4 protein-coding genes are annotated in these 25035 nt (G+C 62.8%); all 4 read right to left on the reverse strand.

All coding sequences use genetic code 11. From position 1 onward, the window contains the following. Positions 1-3: 3 nt before the first annotated feature. The 4 genes from QF010_RS30385 to QF010_RS30400 all read right to left on the reverse strand — a co-directional run bounded on the left by QF010_RS30385 (position 4) and on the right by QF010_RS30400 (position 24982). Positions 4-11766, reverse strand: a complete 11763-nt coding sequence (locus tag QF010_RS30385; protein WP_429534550.1) for a non-ribosomal peptide synthase/polyketide synthase — start codon at positions 11764-11766, stop codon at positions 4-6. Then, positions 11766-22739: an amino acid adenylation domain-containing protein gene (locus QF010_RS30390; RefSeq protein WP_429534551.1), complete on the reverse strand. Its 10974-nt coding sequence runs from the start codon at positions 22737-22739 to the stop codon at positions 11766-11768. The genes QF010_RS30385 and QF010_RS30390 overlap by 1 nt, the downstream gene beginning before the upstream one ends. Before the next feature lie 254 nt (positions 22740-22993). Next, the gene (locus QF010_RS30395) at positions 22994-23728 is read right to left on the reverse strand and encodes a thioesterase II family protein (RefSeq protein WP_033061154.1); all 735 of its coding nucleotides are present in this window, start codon (positions 23726-23728) and stop codon (positions 22994-22996) included. A gap of 81 nt (positions 23729-23809) precedes the next feature. Continuing rightward, positions 23810-24982, reverse strand: coding sequence for an MFS transporter (locus QF010_RS30400; protein WP_429534552.1), 1173 nt, complete (start codon positions 24980-24982; stop codon positions 23810-23812). Positions 24983-25035: the final 53 nt, after the last annotated feature.

The raw sequence follows: 25035 nt of genomic DNA on the forward strand, positions 1-25035 counted from the left end.
TTTTTATGCAGCGACCATGTGGTGTTCCAACAAGTCTTCAAGCTCGTCGAGCAACTCATCACCGCGCAGCAGTTCGTAATGCCCGCCCGCCAACAAGCGATCAACGCCGTGGCTGCCAACCTGGGCTTCAAACACCCGACGTTCGTCGTCGCGCTCGGCCACCCACCAGCGATGCGCCGTGACCTGGATCGCCGGCAGTTGCCGCTGCGCCAGCGCCAGTTGCTTGAGGCGTGAGCCAGTGGCGAAGATCTGCGTGAGTTCCCCCGCACCCAACGCGGCTTGCTCATTGGAACCGTGCATCGCCGCCTCGATCACCGCCGTGGAACCCTCGCGCTCATTCAAATCAGCGGCTTTCAGCGCAATCAGCGCTTGAGCCTCATCGGCCGGCAGACCGAGCACAAACGTCAGGAAATCGCCCAGGTCCTCGCGCCAGTCCCCCGCCTCTGCGGTGCCCGCCACGTAGCTGTCGACCAGCCCGGCAAACGCGACCGTTTCACCCTGGGTTTCCAATTCGTGAGCGACCAATTGCGTCAACGCCCCGCCCAATGACCAACCCAGCAAGTAATACGGCCCATTGGCCTGCTGACTGCGAATCCGTTGCGCATAGGCGTGAGCCATCGCCAACAGCGACTCGTCCTGCCACTGCGGGTCAAGCAGCATCCGGCATTGCAGGCCGTACACCGTGCGCCGGCCTTCCAGTCGACGGGCCAGCGGTTCGTAGTCAAACACCGTGCCGAAACCAGCGTGCAGGCAGAACAGCGCCGGCACGTTGGGGATCCGCGCATTCAGCGCCAGCAACGGGTCCGGCGCAGACGCCGGCTCGGCCGCCTGATAGCCGCTGAGTTCGGCGATGCACGGCTTCTGCATCAAGTCCCGCAGCTTCAATTCGAAGCCCAGTTGTGGCTGACTGCGTACCCGCGAGATGACTTTAAGCACCTGCAACGAGTCGCCGCCGAGTTCGAAGAAGTTGTCGTCGATACCCACTTGCGGTACGCCGAGCACCTCTTGCCAGATTGCGGTCAGCGCCGTTTCCAGTGCGTTGCGCGGCGCGCGATAACCGCCGAGCGCCCATTCAGGCGTAGGCAGTGCGCGACGGTCGAGCTTGCCGTTGGCCGACAGCGGGAAACCCTCCAGCACCATGATTCGCGCCGGCACCATGTAATCCGGCAGCTGCGCTTGCAGTTCAGCCTTCAAGCGACGATCAAGCCCAACAGCACCGGCCGCCACCACATAACCGACCAATTGTTTGCCGGTCGGCGTGTCGTGCACCACCACGGCGGCATCCTGCACCTCGGCGCAGTCGCGCAGGCGGGCTTCGATTTCACCCGGTTCAATGCGGAAACCACGGATCTTCACTTGCTGGTCGAGACGCCCCAGGTAGTCGATCAACCCGCACTCACGCTGGCGCACCAGGTCGCCGGTGCGGTACATGCGACCTCCGGCCTCGAACGGATCGGGGATGAAGCGTTCAGCACTCATGCCGGGACGCTGGTGATAACCGCGCGCCAGGCATTCGCCGCCCAGGTACAACTCGCCGCTGACACCGACCGGCAACGGATTGAGGTCGGCATCCAGCACGTACAAGCCACGCCCGGCCACACCACGACCAATCGGCGCATACGCCGCGTCGCAGGTTTCGCTGACCTCGGCACGCCACAACAAAGGCGTGACCACGGTTTCGGTCGGGCCGTAACCGTTGACCAGTCGCTGCGGACGCAGCGCCCGTTTGACCTGCTCGAAACTGGCCTCCGGCACCGCATCACCGCCAAAGCAATACACCTCGACCGCCGGTGGATTGCCCAAACGTTCAGCCACCTCGGCCATCTGTTGCAGGTACGCCGGCGGGAAGCAGGCCACGGTCACGGCGTGACGATGCAACATTTCCAGGGTTTGCTCCGGGGTCCACAAACTGTCATCGCGGATCACCAGGCTGCCGCCGGCCAACAGCACGCTCAGCCAACGCTCCTGAGCACCGTCGAAAGCGAACGACATGAAGTGCAACTCGCGGCTGCGCGGTGCCAGTTCGTAGAGCTCGATGATGCCGCGGCAATGCCGGGCAATCGGTCCGCGCGCCACGGCCACGCCTTTCGGTTGGCCGGTGGAACCGGAGGTGTAAATCAGGTACGCGAGGTGCCCCGGCAGCGGTCGGGAAACCGGGCACTCGGCGTTGTCGGCAATGCTCAGTTGATCGAGCAACAGCCGTGGCAGGCTGTCGGCCAGGGTCAGTCGTTCGCCCAGATCACTGTCGCAAAGCAACAGGCTGGCGGCCGAATCATTGAGCATGTAGGCCAATCGCTCAGCCGGGTACGCCAAGTCCAAAGGCAAATAAGCCGCCCCGGCCTTGAGCACCGCAAGGAACGCAACGATGGTGCGCTCGGAACGCGGCAACGCCACCGCCACCAGACTTTCCGGCCCGATACCGCGACCGATCAGTTGCTGTGCCAGCCCATTGGCCTGCGCCTCTAGTTGTGCATAACTGACTTGCCGATCCTCGCAGATCAAGGCGATTTTCTGTGGCTGCGCTTTTACGTGTTGATTGAACGCGTGCAGCAAATCGGCATTGTCGTCGGACACCTGCGGCAGACTCAAACGCGCTTCCGGCAAGCCAATGTTGCCGAGCAGACAAGCAGCATCTTCAGGCAGCACACGCAGCAACCCTTCAAGCTGCGCACGAATCCGCTCAACTTCCACATCACTGAAGCGATCACGCAGGAACAGGTACTCAACTTCCAGGCCTTCTTCGTTAGCGCTGACCATCAAGTCCATCGGGAAGTTGGTCACCCCGCCGCTGCCAACTTCGGCAAAGCGCAATTCACCTTCCTCGCCTCCTTTCAAGGCGCGGTCCACCGGATGGTTTTCGAACACGATGATGCTGTCGAACAAGCCCTGACCACCCTGCCCGGCCCAGCGCTGGATGTCCGACAACGGCGTGTGCTCGTAGTCGCGCACCATCAGGTTGTAGTCCTGCAAATCGCGCAGCCACTCGCCCAACGGCTGTTGCGGATCGAGGGTCTGGATCACCGGCAAGGTGTTGATGAACAGGCCGAGCATGTCCTGCGCGCCGGCCAGCCCGGTCGGACGCCCCGCCACCGTGGCGCCGAACGCGACACTGCGTTGGCCGCTGTGGCGTTGCAGCAGCAACAACCACGCGCCTTGCACCAGCGTGTTTAATGTCACGCGCTGACGCTTGGCGAAGCTGTGCAATTTGCGCGTCACCTCGGCGTCGAGGTTGCTGTACATCACGCCGTGACCGGAACCCGCAGCCCCCGAAGCCTTGGCCAGAATGGTCGGTTCTTCGAGCAACGCCAGGCGCTCGCGCCAGAAGCCTTCGGCCTGCGCGCCGTCCTGGCGTTGCAGCCAGGCGATGTAGTCGGCGTAGCGACCGGTCAGGGTCGGCAGAGTGTCGTTGTGGTACAGGCGCAACATGTCGCCCAACAGACGCGAGGCGCTCCAGCCGTCCAGCAACAGGTGATGGTAGATCCAGATCATCTGGTAACGGTCATCACCCAGGCGCACCAGGATGAAACGCATCAACGGCGGGCAGCTCAGGTCGAAGCCCTTGGCTTGTTCTGCTGCGGCCAGTTCGTTCAGCGCCTGCTCGGTGTCGGTGCGCTCGCGCCAGTCGAGTTCTTCTATCGGCAACTCGACGTCGGCGAATACCGCTTGCAGCGGATCGGCCAAACCATCGCGCCAGCGGAACGCCGCGCGCAGCACTTCATGACGCTCGACCAGGGTTTGCCAAGCGGCACGGAAACGCGGCACCTGCAAACCGTCGACCGCCACGCTCAACTGGTTGACGTACGGGTTCAGCTCTGGCGAATCGAGGCAATGGAACAGCATGCCTTGCTGCATCGGCGACAGCGGATACAGGTCTTGCAGCCCTTCACGGGCCGCGATGTCGATGTGCGGCACCAGCGCAAAAGCAGGGACTTTCGGCGCTTCAACCAACGCTGCTTCACGGCTGGTCGCCACTACAGCGAGTGCCCGAATGGTCTGTTGCTCAAAGAGTTGCTTCGGACTGAACACCAGCCCGCGCTGCCCGGCACGACTCACCGCTTGCAGGGAAATGATCGAGTCACCGCCCAGTTCGAAGAAGTTCTCGGTGACGCCCACCGACTCCAGCCCCAGCAGTTCCTGCCAGATCTCCACCAGCAACGTTTCGGCCGGCGACGCGGCGGCCACTTGATCGTGGTTCTGTCGAGTGGCTTCCGGCGCTGGCAGGCCTTGACGATCAAGCTTGCCGTTCGGCGTCAGCGGCAACGCGGCCAGGCACATCAAATGCGCCGGCAGCATGTGCGCCGGCAATCGACTGCGCAGGTGCAAGGTCAGCGCTTCACGCAAATCCTGCTCGTCGGCGAGCGGATCGCGGGGCACCACGTAGCCAACCAACTGGCGACTGACCGGGCCTTCGCGATCGATCACGAACGCTTCACGCACGCCTTCGTGTTCCAGCAGGCAGGCTTCGATTTCGCCGAGCTCGATACGGAACCCGCGAATCTTCACTTGTTGGTCGATACGGCCGAGGTATTCAACGACGCCGTCGGCACGGAACCTTGCGAGGTCGCCACTGCGGTACAAACGCGCACCCGGCACGAACGGATCCGGCACGAAGCGTTCAGCGGTCAGGTCCGGCCGTTGGTGGTAACCCCGGGCGACGCCCTCGCCGCCCAGGTACAACTCGCCCGCCACACCAACCGGCAACGGCTGCAAACCGCCGTCCAGAATATAGGCGCTGCGATTACCCACCGGCCGGCCAATCGGCATGAATGCCGAGTCGAATTCGGTATCCGGATACGCCAGCCAGATCAGTGGCGTGATCACCGTTTCGGTCGGGCCATAGCCGTTGATCAGGCGCTTGGGCTGCAGCACTTGCTGCACTTCATCGAACGCGTGCTTGGCCATGCCTTCGCCGCACGGGGTGTAGGAACGGATCGGCAGATCACGCCCCGCTTCGCCCATGAAATCGGCGATCTGCGACAGATAGGTCGGGGTGAAGCAGGCGATGGTGATGCCGTGCTTTTCGATCTCGGCGCACGTGCGCTCCACGCTCCACAACTCGTCGTCGCGGGGCATTACCGCCGAGCCGAACACCAGCGGCGTCAGCCAGCGCTCGTGGGCGCCGTCGAAGCTGATCGAAGCGAATTGCAGTTCGCGGTCGTCCGGGGTCATGCCGTACAACTCGCCGATCGACAGGCAATGCATGGCCAGCGGACCGTGGGCCACGCTGACGCCTTTCGGTCGACCGGTGGAGCCCGAGGTGTAAATCAGGTACGCGAGGTTTTCGCCGCAGGTCAGGTTGACCGGGTTGGTTTCCGACATGTGCTCCAGCGGCTCGCGGTCGATTTCCAGCACCGACAGGCCTTCCGGCAACGGCAGCTTTTCCCGCAACCACGACTGGCTGAGCAGCAGCGAAATGCCGCTGTCTTCCATCAGATAGCGCAGGCGTTCGGCCGGGTACGCTGGGTCCAGCGGCACGTACGCGCCGCCGGCCTTGAGGATTGCCAGCAGGCCAATGATCATCTCCGGCGAACGCTGCATCGCCAGGCCGACCCGCACTTCCGGGCCGATGCCCAACTCGCGCAGGCGATGGGCCAATAGGTTGGCACGACGGTTGAGTTGGTCGAAGCTCAATTCCAGATCGTTGAAGATCAACGCGGTGGCGTCCGGTCGGATGACGGCCTGGGCCTCAATCAACTGATGCACGCAGAGCGGTTTTTCCGTCGCGGTGAATGCCGGGTTCCACTCGACCAATTGTTGCGCACGTTCCGGCGCGGTCAGCAGGTCCAGTTCACTCAATGCAGCGTGTGGCGCGGCGACCATCGCCGCCAGCAACGCGGCCAGATGCTCGCTCATGCGGGCAATCGCCTCGGCGCTGAAGTGGGCGCATTGGTAGCTCCAGTTCAGGCTGAGCTCGCTTTCGGCAGTGGCCGCCAGTGTCAACGGGAAGTTGGTGCGTTCATGGTTCTGCGGGATCGAGAAGCTCAAACCGGCCGGCGCGCCCTGTTGCAACGCTTCGGCCACCGGGAAGTTTTCGAACACCAGCAGGCTGTCGAACAGCGGCTCACCGACACGCCCGGCCCAGCGCTGAATGTCGCCGAGGGCGGTGAATTCATGCTCACGCAATTCCAGGTTCTGCGCCTGCAAGCGGGTCAGCCACTGGCCGACGCTTTCGACGGCGTCCGGGCTGCTGATCACCGGCAAGGTGTTGATGAACAGGCCAAGTTGGCTTTCAGCCCCCGACAAGTCCACCGGACGCCCCGCCACGGTCGCGCCAAACGCGACGCTGCGTTGACCGCTGTAGCGTTGCAGCAGCAGTGCCCAGGCACCTTGGACCAAGGTGTTGAGCGTCACTTTTTGCTGACGGGCAAAGTCGCCGAAGCGTTTGCTGGTGGCGACATCGAAGGTCTGTCGGTGGTCGGCAAACTCCGTCGTCGACAGATTTTTACTGTCGCCATGGGCCAGGCTCTGCCCCAACAGGGTCGGGTTGTCGAGGGTCGCCAGTTGCTCGCGCCAGAACAGTTCATCAGCCTGCGCATCCTGACGTTGCAGCCAGCCGATGTAATCGGCGAAACGCCCGGTTGGCGCTTGCACGTCTTGCCCGGCATAACGCTGCAGGACTTCGCTCAACAGCAGCGAGTTACTCCAACCATCGAGCAACAAGTGATGGTGGGTGTAGATCAGTTGCTGACGCTCATCGTCGAGGCGCACCAGGGTCAGGCGCATCAACGGCGCCCGAGTCGAATCGAGTTGCAGGCGTTCGCTGTCGATCAGTTGAACCAATGCTTCGGCCTGATCGCTGCGGTTGCGCCAGTCGAGGCAGGTCATCGGCAATTGCAGGTGACGATGGACCAATTGCACCGGCGCTTCGAAGCCGTCGGGGAAGTGGAAACTGCTGCGCAGGATCGGATGAGTGTCGAGCACCGCTTGCCACGCGCGGCCGAGCCGTTCGGCATCAAGGCCGCGGGCTTCGACGCTGAGCTGGTTCACGTAGGCACCGGAATCGGACTCGTACAGGCTGTGGAACAGCAAACCGGCCTGCATTGGCGACAACGGATACAGGTCCTCGATCTGCGCCGGAGGCACCGGCAGGCCATCGAGTTGCGACTGGGTCAGGCGTGCCAGCGGGAAATCCGCCGGGGTCACGCCGCCCGCGCCATCGCTCAGGCAATGGGCGATCAGCGCCAGCAACTCGCTTTGGTAATCCGCGGCCAGCGCTTCGATTTCACGCTGATCGAAACATTCGCGACTGAAAGTCCAGTCGAGTTTCAGTTCACCGCCATAGACCTGGCCATCCACCGACAGCCAGTTCGGCAACGGTGCGTCTGCCGATTGCGCGGCGCCGCTGGATTCCCGGGCCGGAGTGAACAACGCGTCTTCGGCAAAGCTCTGGTCGAACTGGCCGAGGTAGTTGAAGGTCACGCGCGCTTGCGGCAACGCAGCCAATGCCGCTTGGGTCGACGCATCGCCCATGTAGCGCAACAGCCCGTAGCCCATGCCTTTGCCGGGGATTTCGCGCAGTTGCTGCTTGATTGCCTTGATCGAACCCGAGAGGTCGGCGGTCGGCGTCAGGCGTACCGGGAACAGGCTGGAGAACCAGCCGACGGTGCGGGTCAGGTCGATGTCGTCGAACAGCTCTTCGCGGCCATGGCCTTCGAGCTGAATCAGCGCCGATGCGTGGCCGGTCCAGCGGCTGAGGGTGCGGGCCAGTGCGGTCAGCAGCAGGTCGTTGACTTGGGTGCGGTAGATCGCCGGAGCCTGTTGCAGCAACTGCCGGGTCTGCTCGCGGTCCAGGCCGATGCTGACGCCTTGTCGCAGATGCCCGGCCTGACTGGCTTGGGCGTTGGCCGCCGGCAGCGAATCATTCGCCTCGCCCAGTTGCGTCTGCCACCAGCTCAGTTCGCTGGCGGCGGTTTCAGAACGTGCATAAGCATCGAGTTTGTCGGCCCAGGCCTGGAAGGCGCTGGTTTTCAGCGGCAAGTCTTGCCCTTGGTAAGCAGCCTGCAAATCTTCCAGCAACACCCGCCAGGACACACCGTCCACCGCCAAGTGATGGATCACCAACAGCAACCGCTGCGAGCCATCGGCCTGAGCGATCAACGCCACGCGCAGCAGCGGGCCGTCTTGCAGGCTGAGGCTGCGCTGGGCTTCGTCGCACACCGATTCCAGCGAGGCATCGCTGGCCACGCGGGCGGTCCAGAGCATGTCGATCACGTCGGCGCTGTCAGCCCCGACATAACGCGCTGACCATTGGCCATCGACCTGACTGAAGCGCAAACGCAGGGCATCGTGCTGCTTGAGCAGACGTTGCAGCGCGGCTTGCAGGCGCGGCAATTCGAGGGTTTCACGCGGCACCAGCAGCACCGCCTGATTCCAGTGCGCACGTTGCGGGATCGGTTCGTCGAAGAACCAGCGCTGGATCGGCGTGAGTGTTTGCACACCGTCCACCGGTCCTTGTTGCGCCAGCGGTGCCGCCTGCTCTTTGACCACAGCGGCCAGCGCTTGCAAGGTTTGCTGCTGGAACAGGTCGCGCGGTTGCAGGCTCAGGCCGGCACGGCGTGCACGGCTGACCACTTGAATCGAAATGATCGAGTCGCCGCCCAGCTCAAAGAAGTTGTCCTGACGCCCAACCTGCTCCACGCCCAACACGTCCTGCCAGATCTGCGCCAGCACCTGTTCATGTTCGCTGCGCGGTGCTTCGAAGGTGCGTTGGCTGACGTGTGCGGTCGGCGCAGGCAGGCGCTTACGGTCGAGTTTGCCGTTGGGACTCAGGGGCATTTGTTCGATCAGCACGGTCTGCACCGGTACCATGTAGTCCGGCAGGCTCGCCAGCAAATGACTTTTCAGGGTTTCGCGCCATGCGCCTTGCTGCTCGGCATCGGCGCCGACCAAGGCTCGATCTTGCGGCACGATGTACGCAACCAGTTGTTTGCCGCTCGGGCCATCGATGGCCAGCACCACGGCTTCCTGCACGTCGGCATGTTCTTGCAGACGCGCTTCGATTTCACCCAGTTCGATGCGCAAACCGCGAATCTTCACTTGATGGTCGATACGCCCGCAATAGTCGATGGCGCCATCAGCGCGGTAACGCGCCAGGTCACCGGTGCGGTACAGACGCTCGCCGCTGCCAAACGGGTCGACCACGAAACGCTCGGCCGTCAGCGCGCCACGGCGGTGATAACCGCGCGCCAGACCGACGCCACCGAGGTACAACTCGCCCACCGCGCCCAACGGCAACGGTTGCAGTTCGCTGTCGAGGATGCAGGTGCGCAGGTTGGCGATCGGCCGACCGATCGGCACGCTGTCGCGGCCCTCTTCCACGCAGTTCCAGTGGGTCACGTCGATGGCCGCTTCGGTCGGGCCGTAGAGGTTGTAGAGATTGGCTTGCGGCAGGCTGCGCAGGGTCTGGCGTTGCAACTCCATCGGCAATGCTTCGCCGCTGCAAATGATCCGTTGCAACGACGTGCAGGCCAGCGCCTCGTCGGCAGCGATAAACGCCGAAAGCATCGATGGCACAAAGTGCAGCGTGGTGATCGCCTGTTCGACGATCAGCGCAGCAAGGCGTTGCGGATCGCGGTGCTCGCCCGGCGCGGCGATCACCAGGGTCGCGCCCTTCATCAGCGGCCAGAAAAACTCCCACACCGACACGTCGAAACTGAACGGCGTTTTTTGCAGCACGCGGTCGCTCGGCAGCAGGATGTAGGCTTGCTGCATCCACTCCAGACGGTTATGCAGCGCCACATGGCGGTTACCCGCGCCCTTGGGTTTGCCGGTGGAACCGGAGGTGTAAATCACATAGGCAAGGTTTTCCGCGACAGCAAGGTTCGCAAGATCAGTGCCCGGCAAGTCGCTCAACCAATCGGCCTCGGCATGCAGGCTCAGGGTGCGCACGTTGTCCGGCGTCGGCAATTGCGCCAGCAGATGTTCCTGGGTCAGCAACAGCGAAATGCCGCTGTCTTCGATCATGTAGCTCAGGCGATCAAGCGGGTATTCCGGGTCCAGCGGCACATACGCGCCGCCGGCCTTGAGAATCGCCAGCAGGCCGACGACCATTTCAAACGAGCGGTCGCAGGCAATCCCCACCAGCACTTCCGGGCCAACGCCCTGGGCGCGCAAGTGATGGGCCAAACGGTTGGCGCGCACATTCAGCTCGGCGTAACTCAGGCGCTGGCCCTGGAACACCAGCGCTGTCGCCTCACCGTTTTCAGCCACGCGCGCTTCGAAATGGCGCTGCACGCAGACTTCGCCTGGATAGGCCTGAGCGGTGTTGTTCAGGTCATCGAGGATGCGCAGACGCTCGTCGGCATCCAGCAATGGCAACTCGGCGAGCGGGCATTGCGGGTTCGCCAGCACGCCGGCCAACAGGTTGCGCCAATGACGCGCTAAATGCTCGATGCGCTCGGCGTCAAACAGATCGGTGGCATATGTCAGGCTGGCGAACAGCTTGTCGCCCTCTTCCTGCGTGTCCAGTTGCAGATCGAATTGCGTGGTGTGCGCCGTCGCGTTCAGCGCCTCGACGCGCAACCCGGCGAGCAAACCGCTGACTGCCGCCGGTTTGGCTTGCTGGTGGTTGAACATCACCTGGAACAGCGGGCTGTGGCTCAGGCTGCGTTCACCTTGCAGCGCCTGCACCAGACGCTCGAACGGCAAGTCCTGATAATCCTGAGCATTGAGCGACGCGGTGCGGGTCTGGTCGAGCAGCTGACTGAACGGCAGACGCCCGTCCAGCTCGGCACGCATCACTTGGGTGTTGACGAAGAAGCCGATCAGGCCACGGGTTTCCGCACGATTGCGGTTGGCAATCGGCACGCCGACGCGCAGGTCGGACTGGCCGCTGTAGCGATAGAGCAATGCCTGGAAACTCGCCAGCAACAGCATGAACGGCGTGACGCCACGCTGTTTGGCCAGGCTCATCAGACCGCTGGCCAAGGTCGCATCGAGGGCGAAATCCAGACGCGCACCGCGCTGGCTCGGTTGTGCCGGGCGTGGGCGATCAGTCGGCAATTCCAGCAGCGGTTGCTCGTTGCCCAGTGTTTCACGCCACCAGTTGAGTTGACGCTCCAGTTCCCCCGCTTCCATCCAGCGGCGCTGCCACAGGGCGTAGTCGGAATACTGAATCGGCAGCGCCTCCAGTGCAGCGTTCTGCCCTTGGCAATGCGCGGCGTAGAGTCGGGAAAACTCCTCCACCAACACGCCCATCGACCAACCATCGGTGACGATGTGGTGCAGAGTCAGCAACAGCACATGGTCTTCGGCATCGAGCTGCAACAGGCTGACCCGCAGCAGCGGACCGTGCTGAAGATCGAACGGCCGGGCGATGTCCTGCTCGACCGCTTTCATGGCCAGATCAAGACGCTGTTCCTGAGGTTCATCGCGCAGGTCAATCAGTTCGATCGGCAGCGAGGTGAACCCGGCCAGTGTCTGCACCACCTGACCGTCATCCTCGACGAATCGGCTGCGCAGGCTCTGATGACGCTCCAGCAACACATCAAAACTCTGCTGCAACGCCGCGACATTCAGCGGCCCATACAAGCGCAATGCGGCTGGAATGTTGTACGCCGAGCTCTGCGGATCAAGCTGCCAGAGGAACCATTGGCGCTGCTGCGCATAGGACAGTTCAAACGTCGCTTGCGGTTCGGCAGCAGGCGGAATCGGCAGTTGGCCGAAGCTCACGCCCTGCTCTTGCATGCGTGTCAGAAACTCGCGGCGCTTGTCAGCCGGCAAGCCGGCGAAGCGAGTGGCGATACGCTGGGCAGTGGTGTGTTCCATCAGTTGATCTCCATCTCGTCGAGAAGCGACTCAAGCGCATCAAGACGTGCATCGTTGTCAGCCGGGGCGTGTTGCCCGGCCATGGCGGCATAAGCCTGAAGGTCGGTGGATTCGAACAGCGCGCGCAGCGGCAGCTCGATGCCCAGTTCCAGTTCCACACGGGCACTGGCCTGGGCGGCGAGCAACGAGTGCCCGCCCAATTCAAAAAAGTTGTCGCGTCGGCCGATCTGCACCACACCCAACACGACGGCCCAAATGGCCGCCAGCTGCCGTTCGAGGTCGCCCTCGGGGGCTTCGAACGGTCGCTGCCATTCCTGAGCGTCGGGCACCGGCAAGGCCTTGCGGTCGAGCTTGCCGTTGCCGGTCAGTGGCAAGGCGTCGAGCAACAGCCAGTGGCTCGGCACCATGTAGTCCGGCAGATCGACCTTGAGCGCCGCTCGCAGGTTGTCGCGCCAGGCGATTGGGTCATGCGGGGTTTGCTCGGCCACCACGTAGGCGCACAGTTGTGGACAGCCGTCGCCGGCATGCACGCTCAACACCGCTTGGCGCACACCCGGTTGAGCCAGCAGCGCGGCTTCGATTTCACCCAGTTCGATGCGGAAGCCGCGGATCTTCACTTGCTGGTCGATCCGGCCGAGGTAATCAATGCTGTCGTCGGCACGCTGGCGGGCCAGGTCGCCGCTGCGATAAAGGCGTTGGGACGCCTCGAATGGGCTCGGCACGAAGCGCTCGGCAGTCAGGCCGAAACGCCCGTGATAACCGCGCGCCAGACCAGCGCCGGCGATGTACAACTCGCCCGCCACGCCCACCGGCACCGGCTGCAACTGGCTGTCGAGCAAGTACCAGCGCAGGTCGCGGATCGGCAGGCCGATCGGGCTTTGGGCCTTGCCGTCGAGATCGGCGAGGCGGATGGCGCGGTAGGTCACGTGCACCGTGGTTTCGGTGATGCCGTACATGTTGACCAGGGTTGGCTGTTGGTCGCCGAAACGTTCGAACCACGGACGCAGGCTCGCGACTTCCAACGCTTCGCCACCGAAAATCACCTGACGCAGCGCCAGGTTTCGCTCGCTGGCGCAGGCAATCGGTAACAACTGGCGGAACGCGGTCGGGGTCTGGTTCAACACCGTCACGCCTTCATCACAGAGCAAACGGTGGAATTCTTGCGGCTCGCGGCTGATGTAATACGGCACGATCACCAGACGCCCGCCAGTGCACAGCGAGCCGAACAGCTCCCACACCGAGAAGTCGAAGGCGTAGGAATGAAACAGCGTCCAGACATCGTCCGGGCCGAATTTGAACTCGGCAGCCGTGGCCGTGAGCAGACGCCCGACGTTGCCATGGCTGAGCAATGCACCCTTCGGCCGACCGGTGGAGCCGGAGGTGTAGATGACGTAGGCAAGGTTGTCCGGGGTTGCCAGCGCTGGCAGGTTGTCGGCGCCGAAGGCATCCAGTTGCAACGACTCCAGGCTTAGCACTTGCACGCCGTCGCGGGCCGGCAAACCGTCGATCAAGTGTTGTTGGGTCAGCAGCAACGTGATGCCGCTGTCTTCGATCATGTAGCTCAGGCGCTCGGCCGGGTATTGCGGATCGAGTGGCACATAGGCGCCGCCGGCCTTGAGAATCGCCAGCAATCCAACCACCAGCGGCATCGCCCGTTCGGTGGCGATGCCGACCCGCACCTCTGGGCCGACGCCCTGTTCACGCAGTTTGCGCGCCAGTCGGTTGGCCTGAGCGTTGAGCGCGGCGTAGGTCAGGTGCTCGCCTTCGTAGACCAGCGCGATTGCGTTCGGCCGTTGTGCGGCTCGAACTTCGAACACGTGGTGCAAGGTAGGCGACGGCGGCTGCGCCTGGAACGTCGGGTTCCAGTGCTGGATCAGCGCATCGCGTTGTGTTGCTTTGAGCAACGGCAGTTCGGCGACGCGCTGCTGCGGATCTTCGACTACCGCTCGCAGCAGGCTCAGCCACTGCTCGGCGAGGCGGTCCATCGACGCCTCGTCGTACAAATCAGTGGCGTAGGTCAGGCTGGCGTCCAGCGTTTCGCCCTGCTCCTGAGTATCCAGCACCAGATCGAATTGCGTGGTGTGTTGCTGCCAGTGCAGACGCTCGACCTGCAAGCCGGCGACGCTGCGTTCAACGCTCGCACCCAACTGCTGCTGATGGTTGTAGAGCACCTGGAACAATGGGCTGTGATTGAGGCTGCGGTCCGGCTGCAAGGCGTCGACCAACTGCTCGAACGGCAAGTCCTGATTGGCCTGCGCGCCCAATGCAACCTGTTTGACCTGTTGCAACAACGTGCTGAAGGACTGCTGACCATCGATCTCGGCACGCAGCACTTGGGTGTTGATGAAGAAGCCGATCAGGCCTTCGGTTTCTAGGCGCGAACGGCCGGCGCTCGGCACGCCGACGCTGATGCTCGACTGCCCGCTCTGGCGATGCAGCAAGGTCTGGAAACTCGCCAGCAACAGCATGAACAAGGTCACCTGCTGTTCCTGGGCACGTTGACGCAAACCGGCGAGCAACTCGCGATCAACGTTCAGCACCAGGCTGGCGCCGCGTTCGGTGCGACGGGCCGGACGGGTCAGTTCACTCGGCAATTCCAGCGGTGCCTGGCTGCCATCCAGTTGCTCGCGCCACCACGCCAGTTGACGAGCGCCCTCGCCTGCTTCCAGCCAGTCACGCTGCCAACGGGCGTAGTCGCTGTAGTTCACCGGCAGGCTATTCAGGTTCGCGGCATTGCCTGCAACGGCAGCCTGATACAGCGCGCTGAACTCATCGACCATGACCTGCATCGACCAGCCATCGGCGGCGATGTGATGCACGGTGAGCACCAGCACGTGTTCGTCGGTGTTCACTTGCAGCAGCAACACGCGCCACAGCGGGCCGTTGCGCAGGTCGAACGGCCGGGCGATTTCTTCGGCTACGGCATTGTCGATCGACGACTGATCGAGTGTGCGTTCATCCAGTTGCAGCGCCAGGTTGTCGTGCAGCACCGGACGCGCCTGCTGGCCGTCCTGCTCAAAGGTTGTGCGCAAGGTTTGGTGACGGGCCTGCAATTGCGCAAACGCTTCACGCAGGGCTTCGCGGTTCAGCGAGCCCTTGAGACGCAGTGCGGCGGGAATGTTGTAGGCCGAACTTTGTGGGTCAAGCTGCCAGAGAATCCATTGGCGCTGTTGGGCGTACGACAGGATCTGCGCCTGATCGACCGTTGCCCGTTGCAGCGCCGGTTGGCCGCTGACGTTCGCCAGCGCGGCACGCTCGGCAAATTCCGCCAGATTCATCGCGGAGAACAGACTGCTTATAGACAGTTCGAGTTGCAACTGCTGACGCACCCGAGAGATCACCTGAAGCACCAGCAACGAGTGCCCGCCCAGCTCGAAGAAGTTGTCGTCACGGCCCACGCGCTCGACCTGCAACACGTTCTGCCAGATCAGCGCCAGTTGCGTTTCCAGCCCTTCGGCCGGGGTCACAAATTCCCGTTGCACATCGCCAGCTTCAGCGCGCGGCAAGGCTTTGCGGTCGAGTTTGCCGTTGTTGTTGAGCGGCAGTTTGGCCAGCAGGATCAGGTGATTTGGCACCATGTATTCCGGCAGCGACTGACGCAGAACGGCTTTGAGTCCTTCCAGATATTCGGCCTGAGAAACCGTCGCGCCGCTGGCCACGACGTACGCCACCAGTTGGGTGCCGTCCTGAGCGATGACCGCCGCTTCGCGCACGTCCTCACGGGCTTGCAGGCAGGCTTCGATCTCACCCATTTCAATGCGGAAACCGCGAATCTTCACTTGATGATCGATGCGGCCGACGTATTCCAGATTCCCGTCAGCGTTGTAGCGCGCCAGATCGCCGCTGCGGTACAGCCGCGCGCCCGGTTCACGGGCGAATGGGTCCGGCAGGAAGCGTTCAGCGGTCAGCGCCGGGCGATCAAAGTAGCTTTGAGCCAGGCTGGCCGGGGCACCGATGCACAGTTCACCGACGCCACCGTTGGGCAGCAGTTGACCGGCAGCGTCCAGCACGTACAGGGCCCGACCCGCGATGGCTCGTCCAATCGGAATGCCGAACGCGTCGCTGGCATCGATCAGACGGCATTCATGAACGCTGGAAACTACCGTCGCCTCAGTCGGGCCGTAGGTGTTGAGCAAACGCACATGGCTCAAACCGGCCTGATGCCACAAGCGCAGACCTTCAACCGACATCGCTTCGCCGCCGACGTGAACCTGGCGCAACTCACCGAGACTTCGCACCACACCGCTCGCGCATTCGCGGGCCAGCAAGTACCAGTAAGCCGCCGGCAAATCCGCGACGGTCACGCCCTGCTGGACGATTTCGGCGGCGAGGCGGCCGGCGTCCCACACATCATCGCCACGCATGATCAGCGCCGCGCCGACGCACAACGCCGGGAAGCACTGTTCGACGAAGCCATCGAAACTGAAGGTCGCGAACTGCAACACGCGGTCCGACGCCGACAGCAGCGAATAGTCGGCGGCGGTCTGGCAAAACTCGCGCAACGCGGCATGGGCGATGGCCACGCCTTTGGGTTGGCCGGTGGAGCCGGAGGTGTAAATGATGTAGGCCAGGTCGTCGGCGAGCGCGTGGTTTTGCGGATCGCTGTCGGAGTAGCCGACATTGTCTTCGAGGCTGAGACGTAGCACGCCTGGCACGTCTTCCAGCAGACCGGACTCGCACAGCAGCACGTCGAGGCGGCTGTCGCCGATCATGTAGGCCAGGCGTTCAGCCGGGTATTTCGGGTCCAAAGGCACATAAGCCGCGCCGGTTTTGAGCACCGCCAACAGGCTGACGATCAGTTGCGGACCACGGTGCAGCGCCAGACCGACACGCGAGCCTGGACCGGCGCCGTTGTCGATCAGGCGATGGGCCAATCGGTTGGCCTGCGCGTTCAATTGGCCGTAGCTCAGGGACTGACCGTCAACCTGCAATGCCATTGCGTCTGGGGTAGCGGCGGCCTGAGCCGCGATTTTTTCGTGCGCCAAAAGTGCTGTGGATAACTCAACGGCCGCCGGTTGGCTGACAGTGAGCACCGCATTTTTTCCGGCCTCATCGAGTAACTCCAGCGTGCCCAATGCCGCGTCCGGCAGCGCTACCAATTGCGCCAACAGGTGCTGCAGATTCGCCGACAACTCAGCCACCTGAGCCGCACTGAACCGCGCCGCGTCGTAGCTAAAGTCCAGGCTCAGGCCTTCGCCGAGTTCGATGCCCAAGGTCAGCGGATAGTGCGTGCGTTCGTGGTTGTGCAGGTTGCCAAACGACAACCCGGCCGGGGCGCCCTGTTTCAGCGCCTCGGCCACCGGGAAGTTTTCGAACACCAGCAGGCTGTCGAACAGCGCCGAGCCCTGCTGCCCCGCCCAACCCTGAATGTCGTAAAGCGGCACGTGCTCGAACTCGCGCATGGCCAGGTTCAGCCCTTGCAACTCGCCCAGCCATTGGCTGACGGTTTGATCCGGCTTCATCGCGCACACCAGCGGCAGCGTGTTGATGAACAGCCCGAGCTGCTCTTCGATCCCCGGCAGCGGCGCCGAACGCCCGGCCACGGTGGCACCGAACACCACGCAATCCTGGCCGGTGTAGCGTTGCAGCAAAAGACTCCAGGCCGCTTGCAGCAAGGTGTTGAGAGTGACTTTCTGCTGACGGGCGAACTCGGCCAGACGCTGGGTCGCGCGGCTGTCGAGGGCGACGCGGTATTCCTCGCTGCCCTCGGCACCCACCGGCGGCCGCAAGGCTTCGGCCAGCATCGTCGGCGCTTCGAGCGGCGCCAATGCCGCTTTCCAGAACTGCTCGCCCGCGGTGGCCGATTGCTGCTGCAACCAGCCCAGGTAATCGCGATATTGCCCGGTCGGTGCCGGCAGCGATGGCCCGGCGGCGTAGTGCTGGATCACTTCGGCCAGCAACTGTGCGTTGCTCCAGCCGTCCATCAAAATGTGGTGGCTGGTGTAAATCAGGTGCCAGTCATGGGCGCCCCTGCGGACCAGTTTCAAACGAAACAGCGGCGCGCTGCCCAGTGCAAAACCCTGGGTGCGTTCGGCGTCGGCCAGCGCATCAGTGTCGGTCGCTTCAAGCACTTCAAGCGGCAACGCGACCTGGCGGACAATTGCCTGATGCGCAGTGTCGAGGCCTTGCCAGTGGAAGCTACTGCGCAGGATGTCGTGACGCTCCAGCGCGGTTTGCCAGGCCTGAGTAAATCGCTGCGGATCGAGGCCTTGAATGTCGAGGCGCAGCTGGCTGATGTAGGCGCCGACTTCAGGTTCGTACAGAGTGTGAAACAGCATGCCCTGCTGCATCGGCGACAGTGGATAAAGGTCTTCGAGGGTCGAAACAGCAACCGGCAGTGCATCGAGTTGCGCCTGACTGATGCGCGCCAGCGGGAAGTCCGACGGTGTGGCTTGCGGCGCTTCAACGGCGCAGCAGTGATCGATCAACGCGTTGAGTTCCAGCGCGTAATCGTCGGCCAGACGCTGGATGGTCGCGGTGTCGAACATCTCGCGGCTGAAGCCCCAGCTCAGCGACAACTCACCGCCGTAGACCTGGCCTTCGACCGTCAACCAGTTGCCCAACGGTGCCGATGGATCTTGCGCGATGCCGTTGCCTTCAGTGGACGGGACAAACATTGCCGCATCGTCGAACTGACGGTCGAACTGCCCCAGATAGTTGAAGGTGATGCGTGGTTGCGGCAACGCCGCCAGTTCAGCGCGAATTGCCGGGGTGCCGAGGTAACGAAGTGCGCCGTAGCCGAGGCCTTTATCCGGCACGGCGCGCAGTTGTTCCTTGATGGATTTGATCGACGCGCCGAGATCGCCGGAAGGCATCAGATTGACCGGGAACAGGCTGGTAAACCAACCGACCGTGCGGGTCAGGTCGATGTCGTCGAACAGGTCTTCGCGACCATGGCCTTCGAGCTGGATCAGCGTGCTGCCCTGTCCGGTCCAGCGGCAAACCGCGCGTGCCAGTGCGGTCAGCAGCAGGTCATTGACCTGGGTGCGATAGGCCGCCGGAGCCTGTTGCAGCAGTTTGCGGGTTTGCTCGGCGTCGAGTTTGAGTTCGAGTTTCTGTTCGAAGCGGTTTTCCAGCGCGCCGGTTGGGCGATCGCAGGGCAGATCGTTCGGTGCGTCGCGCAGCTGGGATTGCCAATGACCGAGGCTGTTTTCAAAGGCTGGAAGATGAGCTTGCAAACGGACGACCCAGCGTTGATAGCTACTGGTTTTCGCCATCGATGCATGGCTGCCGCTGTAGAACTGCTGAAGGTCTTCCAGCAACACGCGCCAGGACACGCCGTCCACCGCCAAGTGGTGAATGACCAGCAGCAAACGTTGAGTGCCGTCGGCCATCGAGACCAGCAGCGCTCGCATCAGCGGGCCGTTTTGCACATCGAGACTGCGTTGGGCTTCGTCGCACAGAGCGGTGAGTTCTTCGAGCGATTGCGCGTGACGCTGCCACAACACTGATGCAGTGGTCGGCACGGCGTAGGTTTGTTGCCAACCTTCGGCGGTCTGCTCATAACGCAGGCGCAGGCTGTCGTGATGGGTCAGCAATTGCTCAAGAGCGCGATCCAGCGTCTCGACGTTCAACGCTTCACGCGGCACCAGCAGCAGCGACTGGTTCCAGTGCTGACGCTCGGGGATGGCTTGTTCGAAGAACCACTGTTGCACCGGCGCCAACGCCACCGCGCCCACCGCTGGGCCTTGATCGATCAACGATTGCTCACCGCAGCGGGCCGCCTGGGCCAGGCTGCGTATGGTCTGGTGCTGGAACAAGTCTTTGGGGCTCAACACGATGCCAGCCTGACGCGCACGACTGACCACTTGCATGGACACAATGGAGTCGCCGCCGAGTTCGAAGAAGTTGTCTTCCAGTCCTACGTTTTCGATGGCCAACACGTCCTGCCAAATCGCCGCGAGGGATTTTTCCATCGCAGTGCGCGGCGCGACGTGTTCGCGTTGTTGCTCAGTGCCGTCAATAGCCGGCAGGGCCTTGCGGTCGAGTTTGCCGTTGGGGGTCAGTGGCAACTGCTCGAGGAACAGCAGGAACGCCGGGACCATGTAGTCCGGCAAGTGTTGGCGCAGCGCGGCTTTCAAGGTTTCACGCTGAGTTGCTTGAGCGTCGATGTCGTCCAGTAACGCTGGATCGGCCGGAACGATATAGGCGACCAGTTGTTGGCCGTTGATGCCGTCCTGCGCCAGCACCGCCAACTCACGCACGGCGTCCTGCTGCAACAGCCGTGCTTCGATTTCACCGAGTTCGATACGGAAACCACGGACCTTGACCTGATGGTCGATGCGACCGACGTATTGCAACGCGCCGTCGGCCTGATAACGGGTCAGGTCGCCGGTGCGGTACAGGCGTTCGCCGTTGCTGGCGAACGGGTTCGGTACGTATTTTTCGGCGGTCATGCCTGGTCGAGCCAGGTAACCGCGGGTAATGCCGGCGCCTGACAGGAACAGCTCGGCGGACACGCCTTGCGGCACCGGTTGCAGGTCAGCATCGAGCAAATAGCTGGCGGTGTGTTTCAGCGGTCGGCCGATGTTTGCTCGGCCACTGGCCTCGCGGCGGGTCCAGGTCGAATACGTGGTGTCTTCGGACGGACCGTACAAATCGTAGACATGCTCGACGGTCGACTGCTGATACAACGCCTCCACCAGGCTCTGCTTCAACGGTTCGCCGGCGAGGTTGATGATGCGCACGCTCGGCGGGATCTGCCCGTCGCGCTGCAACGCATTGATCGCCGACGGCACGGTGTTGATCAGGCGCACTTGATCCCGGGCCGCCAGTTGCGGCAATTCCAGGGCATTGCGGGCGATGATCAGCGAACCACCGTTGGCCAGGGTGACAAACAGTTCCCACACCGACAGGTCGAAACACACCGACGTCGAGGCCAATACGCCTTGAATGTCATCGCGGCTGTAGACCGATTTCGACCAGTCGATCAGCGCCAGCACGTTGCGGTGGGCGATGGCCACACCTTTGGGTTTGCCGGTGGAGCCGGAGGTGTAGATCACATAGGCGAGGTTGTCCGGTGTGACGCGAGTCACCGGCGCGTTACTTGGGTAAGCGGCCCACGCCCTATCGTCCACCAGCAACACTTGGGTTTCGGCGGTGACGGTCAATGTTGCGGCGACAGCTTGCTCGGTCAGCAGCACCAAAGCGCGGCTGTCTTCGAGCATGTAGGCCACGCGCTCGGCCGGGTAATCCGGGTCCAGCGGCACGTAAGCGCCACCGGCCTTGAGCACCGCGAGCAACGCGACCAACAAGCTGTCGGAACGCTGCATCGCCACGCCGACACGAACTTCCGGGCCAACGCCCAGTTCGATCAGTTTGTGGGCAAGGCGATTTGCCTGAGTGTCGAGTTCGCTGTAAGTCAGCTGTTTGGTCGCGAAGGTCACTGCCAGTGCATCCGGGCTGGCCGCTGCTTGCTGGCTGATCAGTTCATGAATGCACAGGTCTTGCGGAAAGCTTTCGTCAGCACGATTCCAGTCATGCACGATCCGCTGGTATTCGGCGTTCTCCAGCAGCGGCAAATCACTGATGCGCTGCTGCGAATCACCGACCATGCCCTGCAATAAATGCGTCCAGTGCTGGGCCATGCGCGCGATGGTCGGGGCGTCGAACAGGTCGTTGGCGTAGGTCAGCGCGGCGTGCAGTTTTCCGCCCTTTTCATAGGTGTCGAGAGTCAAGTCAAACTGGGTGGTGCGCCCTTCCCACTCGATCACGCCCAGCGCCAGACCCGACGCGGTGCTGACCGTGGAAATGTCCGCGACCTGCGGCTGGTGGTTGTACATCACCTGGAACAGCGGCGTGTGGCTGAGGCTGCGCTCCAGTTTCAGCGCTTCGACCAGGCGTTCGAACGGCAAGTCCTGATGGGCCTGGGCACCGAGGGCGGTTTCCTTGATGGCACGCAGCAAGTCGTCGACGCGGGTCTGGCCGTCGAGCTGGGTGCGCAGCACCTGGGTGTTGACGAAGAAGCCGATCAGGCCTTCGATCTCGGCGCGGTTACGGTTGGCGATTGGCACGCCGACGCGAATGTCGGTCTGCCCGGTGTAACGGTGCAGCAACACGTTGAAGGCGCCAAGCAACAGCATGAACAGGGTGATGTTGTGTTTCTGCGCCGTGGCCCGCAGTTGCTCGGCCAGTTGGCCATCGACGGCGAACTCGTAACGGGTGCCGCGATAGCTCGGCATCGCCGGGCGCGGATGATCGGTGGGCAGTTCCAGCACCGGGTGCTCGTCGCCCAGTTGCGCCTGCCAGTAGTCGAGTTGACGCGCCTGCTCGCCCGCCTCCAGCCAGCGGCGTTGCCACAACGCGTAGTCGCTGTACTGGATCGGCAAGTGCGCGAGTTGCGGTTGTGCGCCCGCCTCAAAGGCGTCGTAGCAGCGGATGAATTCGTCGATCAGCACGTTCATCGACCAGCCGTCGGAAACGATGTGGTGCAGGGTCAGCAGGAGGACGTATTCCTGCTCGGCGAGTTTGAGCACGGTGACGCGCAACAGCGGGCCGTTTGCCAGATCAAACGGCAGCACGGATTGCTGCTCGGCCGCTTGGGCAACGGACCTTTCGCGCTCCGTGGCCGGTAATGCGCTGAAATCCACCTGATCAATCACCAACGACGCACTGGTTGGCACTTGCAGCAAGGTGTCATCGGCCTGGCGCTGGAACACCGTGCGCAGGGTTTCGTGGCGTTCAACGAGACTGGCGAAGGCTTGCTCCAGCGCGGACAGGTTCAACTGCCCGGTCAGACGCACCGCGCCCGGCAGGTTGTAGGCGCCGCTTTGCGGGTCCAGCTGCCAGAGAAACCACATGCGCTGCTGGGCGTACGACAACGCCTGGCGATCTTCGGCTTCGACGCCAGCAGGAATGGGAAACCGGGCGAAATCAACGCCTTCCTTTTGCAAGGCCGCAAGGAACATCTGGCGCTTTTCCAGGGGCAACCCGATAAACCGGCGAGCAAGTTTCAAGGAGTCTTCAGCATTCATTTCTAAGCATCCGGATCAGTGGCGGGAAGCACAAAGGCACGTCGTCCCTATAAAACGAATGCAGACCGGAAAAATTAGCGAATGAGAACAAGTATCAGAAAGGAGGTAGAACGCGGAGTGTCAGTGAGTCAAAAATCATTGTAGGAGTGAGCCTGCTCGCGATAGCGGCGTGTCAGGTTTAGAAACGTCGACTGACACACTGCTTTCGCGAGCAAGCTCGTTCCCACAGGTTTTGGGTGATGCTCCAGAATGGTTTAGCTGACAGCCATCAACCCATGCCGCCGATGATGAACGTCGAGCTGATCCTTGATCACCCGCAACACTTTGGCTTCATGCTCGTGGATAAAGAAATGTCCACCAGCAAGCATGTCCACCGAAAAACTACCGTGGGTTTCCTTGCTCCAGCCGATCAGCTGCTCAGTGGTGGCGCGGTCAGCCTTGCCGCCAAGCACATGAATCGGGCACTTGAGCAACGGGCGCTGCTGCGGTTCGAAGCGCCCGCATAGGAGAAAGTCCGCGCGCAGCACCGGCAGCGTCAGGCTCATCAGCTCTTCGTTGGCCAGCACCTCTTCACTGGTGCCGTTGAGGGTGCGCAATTGCTCGATCAATTCGGCATCGGTTTTGGGCTCGGCGAAACCCCGGTCGTAGTCGGCACGCAGGGTCGGTGCGGCAGTGCCCGAAGCGAACAGCGCCACCGGTTCGGGGCAACCCAGCGAGCGAAACGCATGGGCCATCTCACAGGCGAGCAGTGCACCAAGGCTATGACCGAACAGCGCGTATGGCGTCTTGAGCGTGGTTTTTTGTTCCTGCGCGAGTTGCAGCGCCAGGCGCCGCATGTCGGTGTGCAACGGTTCGCCAAACCGGGCGCCACGCCCCGGCAGTTCCACGGGTTGCAGCTTGAGCCACTCCGGCAGTTTGCGCCGCCAGCGGCTGTAGACCATGGCACTCGCGCCCGAATAGGGCAGGCAGAGCAATGTCAGCTGGGTCACCGGGCTTACCTCAAAAAGTTGTCTGTTAAGAGAACGGATGAGCGCCGAGGGGAATTAGTAGGACACCGGACTGTGTTTGATTTACTTGAGGTGGCGGAAGCTTTGGACTGCGGAGCCGAGCACCACCGCGCCAGCCGCAATCGCCACCCAGAACCCGCTACGCGCGCCGAACGCATCCACCAGCCACCCGGAACTGGCCGCGCCGATCGCCACGCCAATGCTCAACCCGGTCACCAGCCAGGTCAGGCCTTCAGTGAGTTTGGCCGGCGGCACGATGCGCTCCACCAACGCCATCGCAACAATCAGGGTCGGCGCAAAGAACAGCCCGGCGATGAACACCGCCAGCGACAACCCGAGAATGTTCGTCGCCAGCAGCAACGGCAGCGTGGTCACCGCCGTCGCCACCCCGCCGTACAGGAACAGTTGCGGCAACGGCAGTTTCGAGCGCAACGCGCCGAACGCCAGCCCGGCCAGGCACGAACCGATGGCATACACCGACAACACAATGCTCGCCGCCGCCGGCTGGCCCTGCTGCTGGGCGAACGCCACGCTGACCACGTCCACCACGCCGACGATGGTGCCCATGGCGACCATCAACAGCATCAGCAACTGAATCTCGCTGGAACGAATGATCGAGGTCTGATGATGGTCTTCATGGGGGTGAATCGCCGGCTCGGTGTCACGTTGCAGCACAAACGCCGTCACCCCGATCGCCAACATCAGCAACGCCGCCAACGGCCCGGCCTCGGGGAACGCCACCACGCACAACCCCACCGACAGTGGCGGCCCGACGATAAAACAGACCTCGTCCAGCACCGACTCCAGTGCATAAGCGGTTTGCAGCTCAGGCTGGCCGCGATACACCTCGGTCCAGCGCGCCCGCACCATCGCCGACATGCTCGGCATGCAACCGGCCAGTGCGGCAAACACAAACAACGTCCACTGCGGCGCCTGCAAGCGGGTGCAAAGCAACACCAGCAACAACGCCCCGCCACCGATCAGCGCCGACACCGGCAAGATCCGACGCTGCCCGAAACGGTCCACCAGCCGCGAGACCAGCGGCGCGCAAAACGCCGTGGCCAGGGCAAACGTCGCCGCCACGGCGCCAGCCAGTCCGTAGCCACCCTGCAATTGCGAGAGCATGGTGATCAGGCCGATGCCAGTCATGGAAATCGGCATGCGCGCGATCATCCCGGCCAGTACAAATGCTCGGGCGCCTGGGGCGTTGAATAGTTCGCGGTAGGGGTTTGCCATGGAATCCTCTCATCCTTTGCGGATGCACGGTGCCACAAACCCGACTGGCAGTA

The organism is Pseudomonas silensiensis (assembly GCF_050434865.1).
Classification (GTDB): Bacteria; Pseudomonadota; Gammaproteobacteria; order Pseudomonadales; family Pseudomonadaceae; genus Aquipseudomonas; species Aquipseudomonas fluorescens_W.

What these genes read in the sequence shown, in the direction of transcription:
- QF010_RS30385 (WP_429534550.1), bottom strand. Translation starts at nt 11,766, where the DNA reads ATGGAACACACCACTGCCCAGCGTATCGCCACTCGCTTCGCCGGCTTG.
- QF010_RS30390 (WP_429534551.1), bottom strand. Translation starts at nt 22,739, where the DNA reads ATGAATGCTGAAGACTCCTTGAAACTTGCTCGCCGGTTTATCGGGTTG.
- QF010_RS30400 (WP_429534552.1), bottom strand. Translation starts at nt 24,982, where the DNA reads ATGGCAAACCCCTACCGCGAACTATTCAACGCCCCAGGCGCCCGAGCA.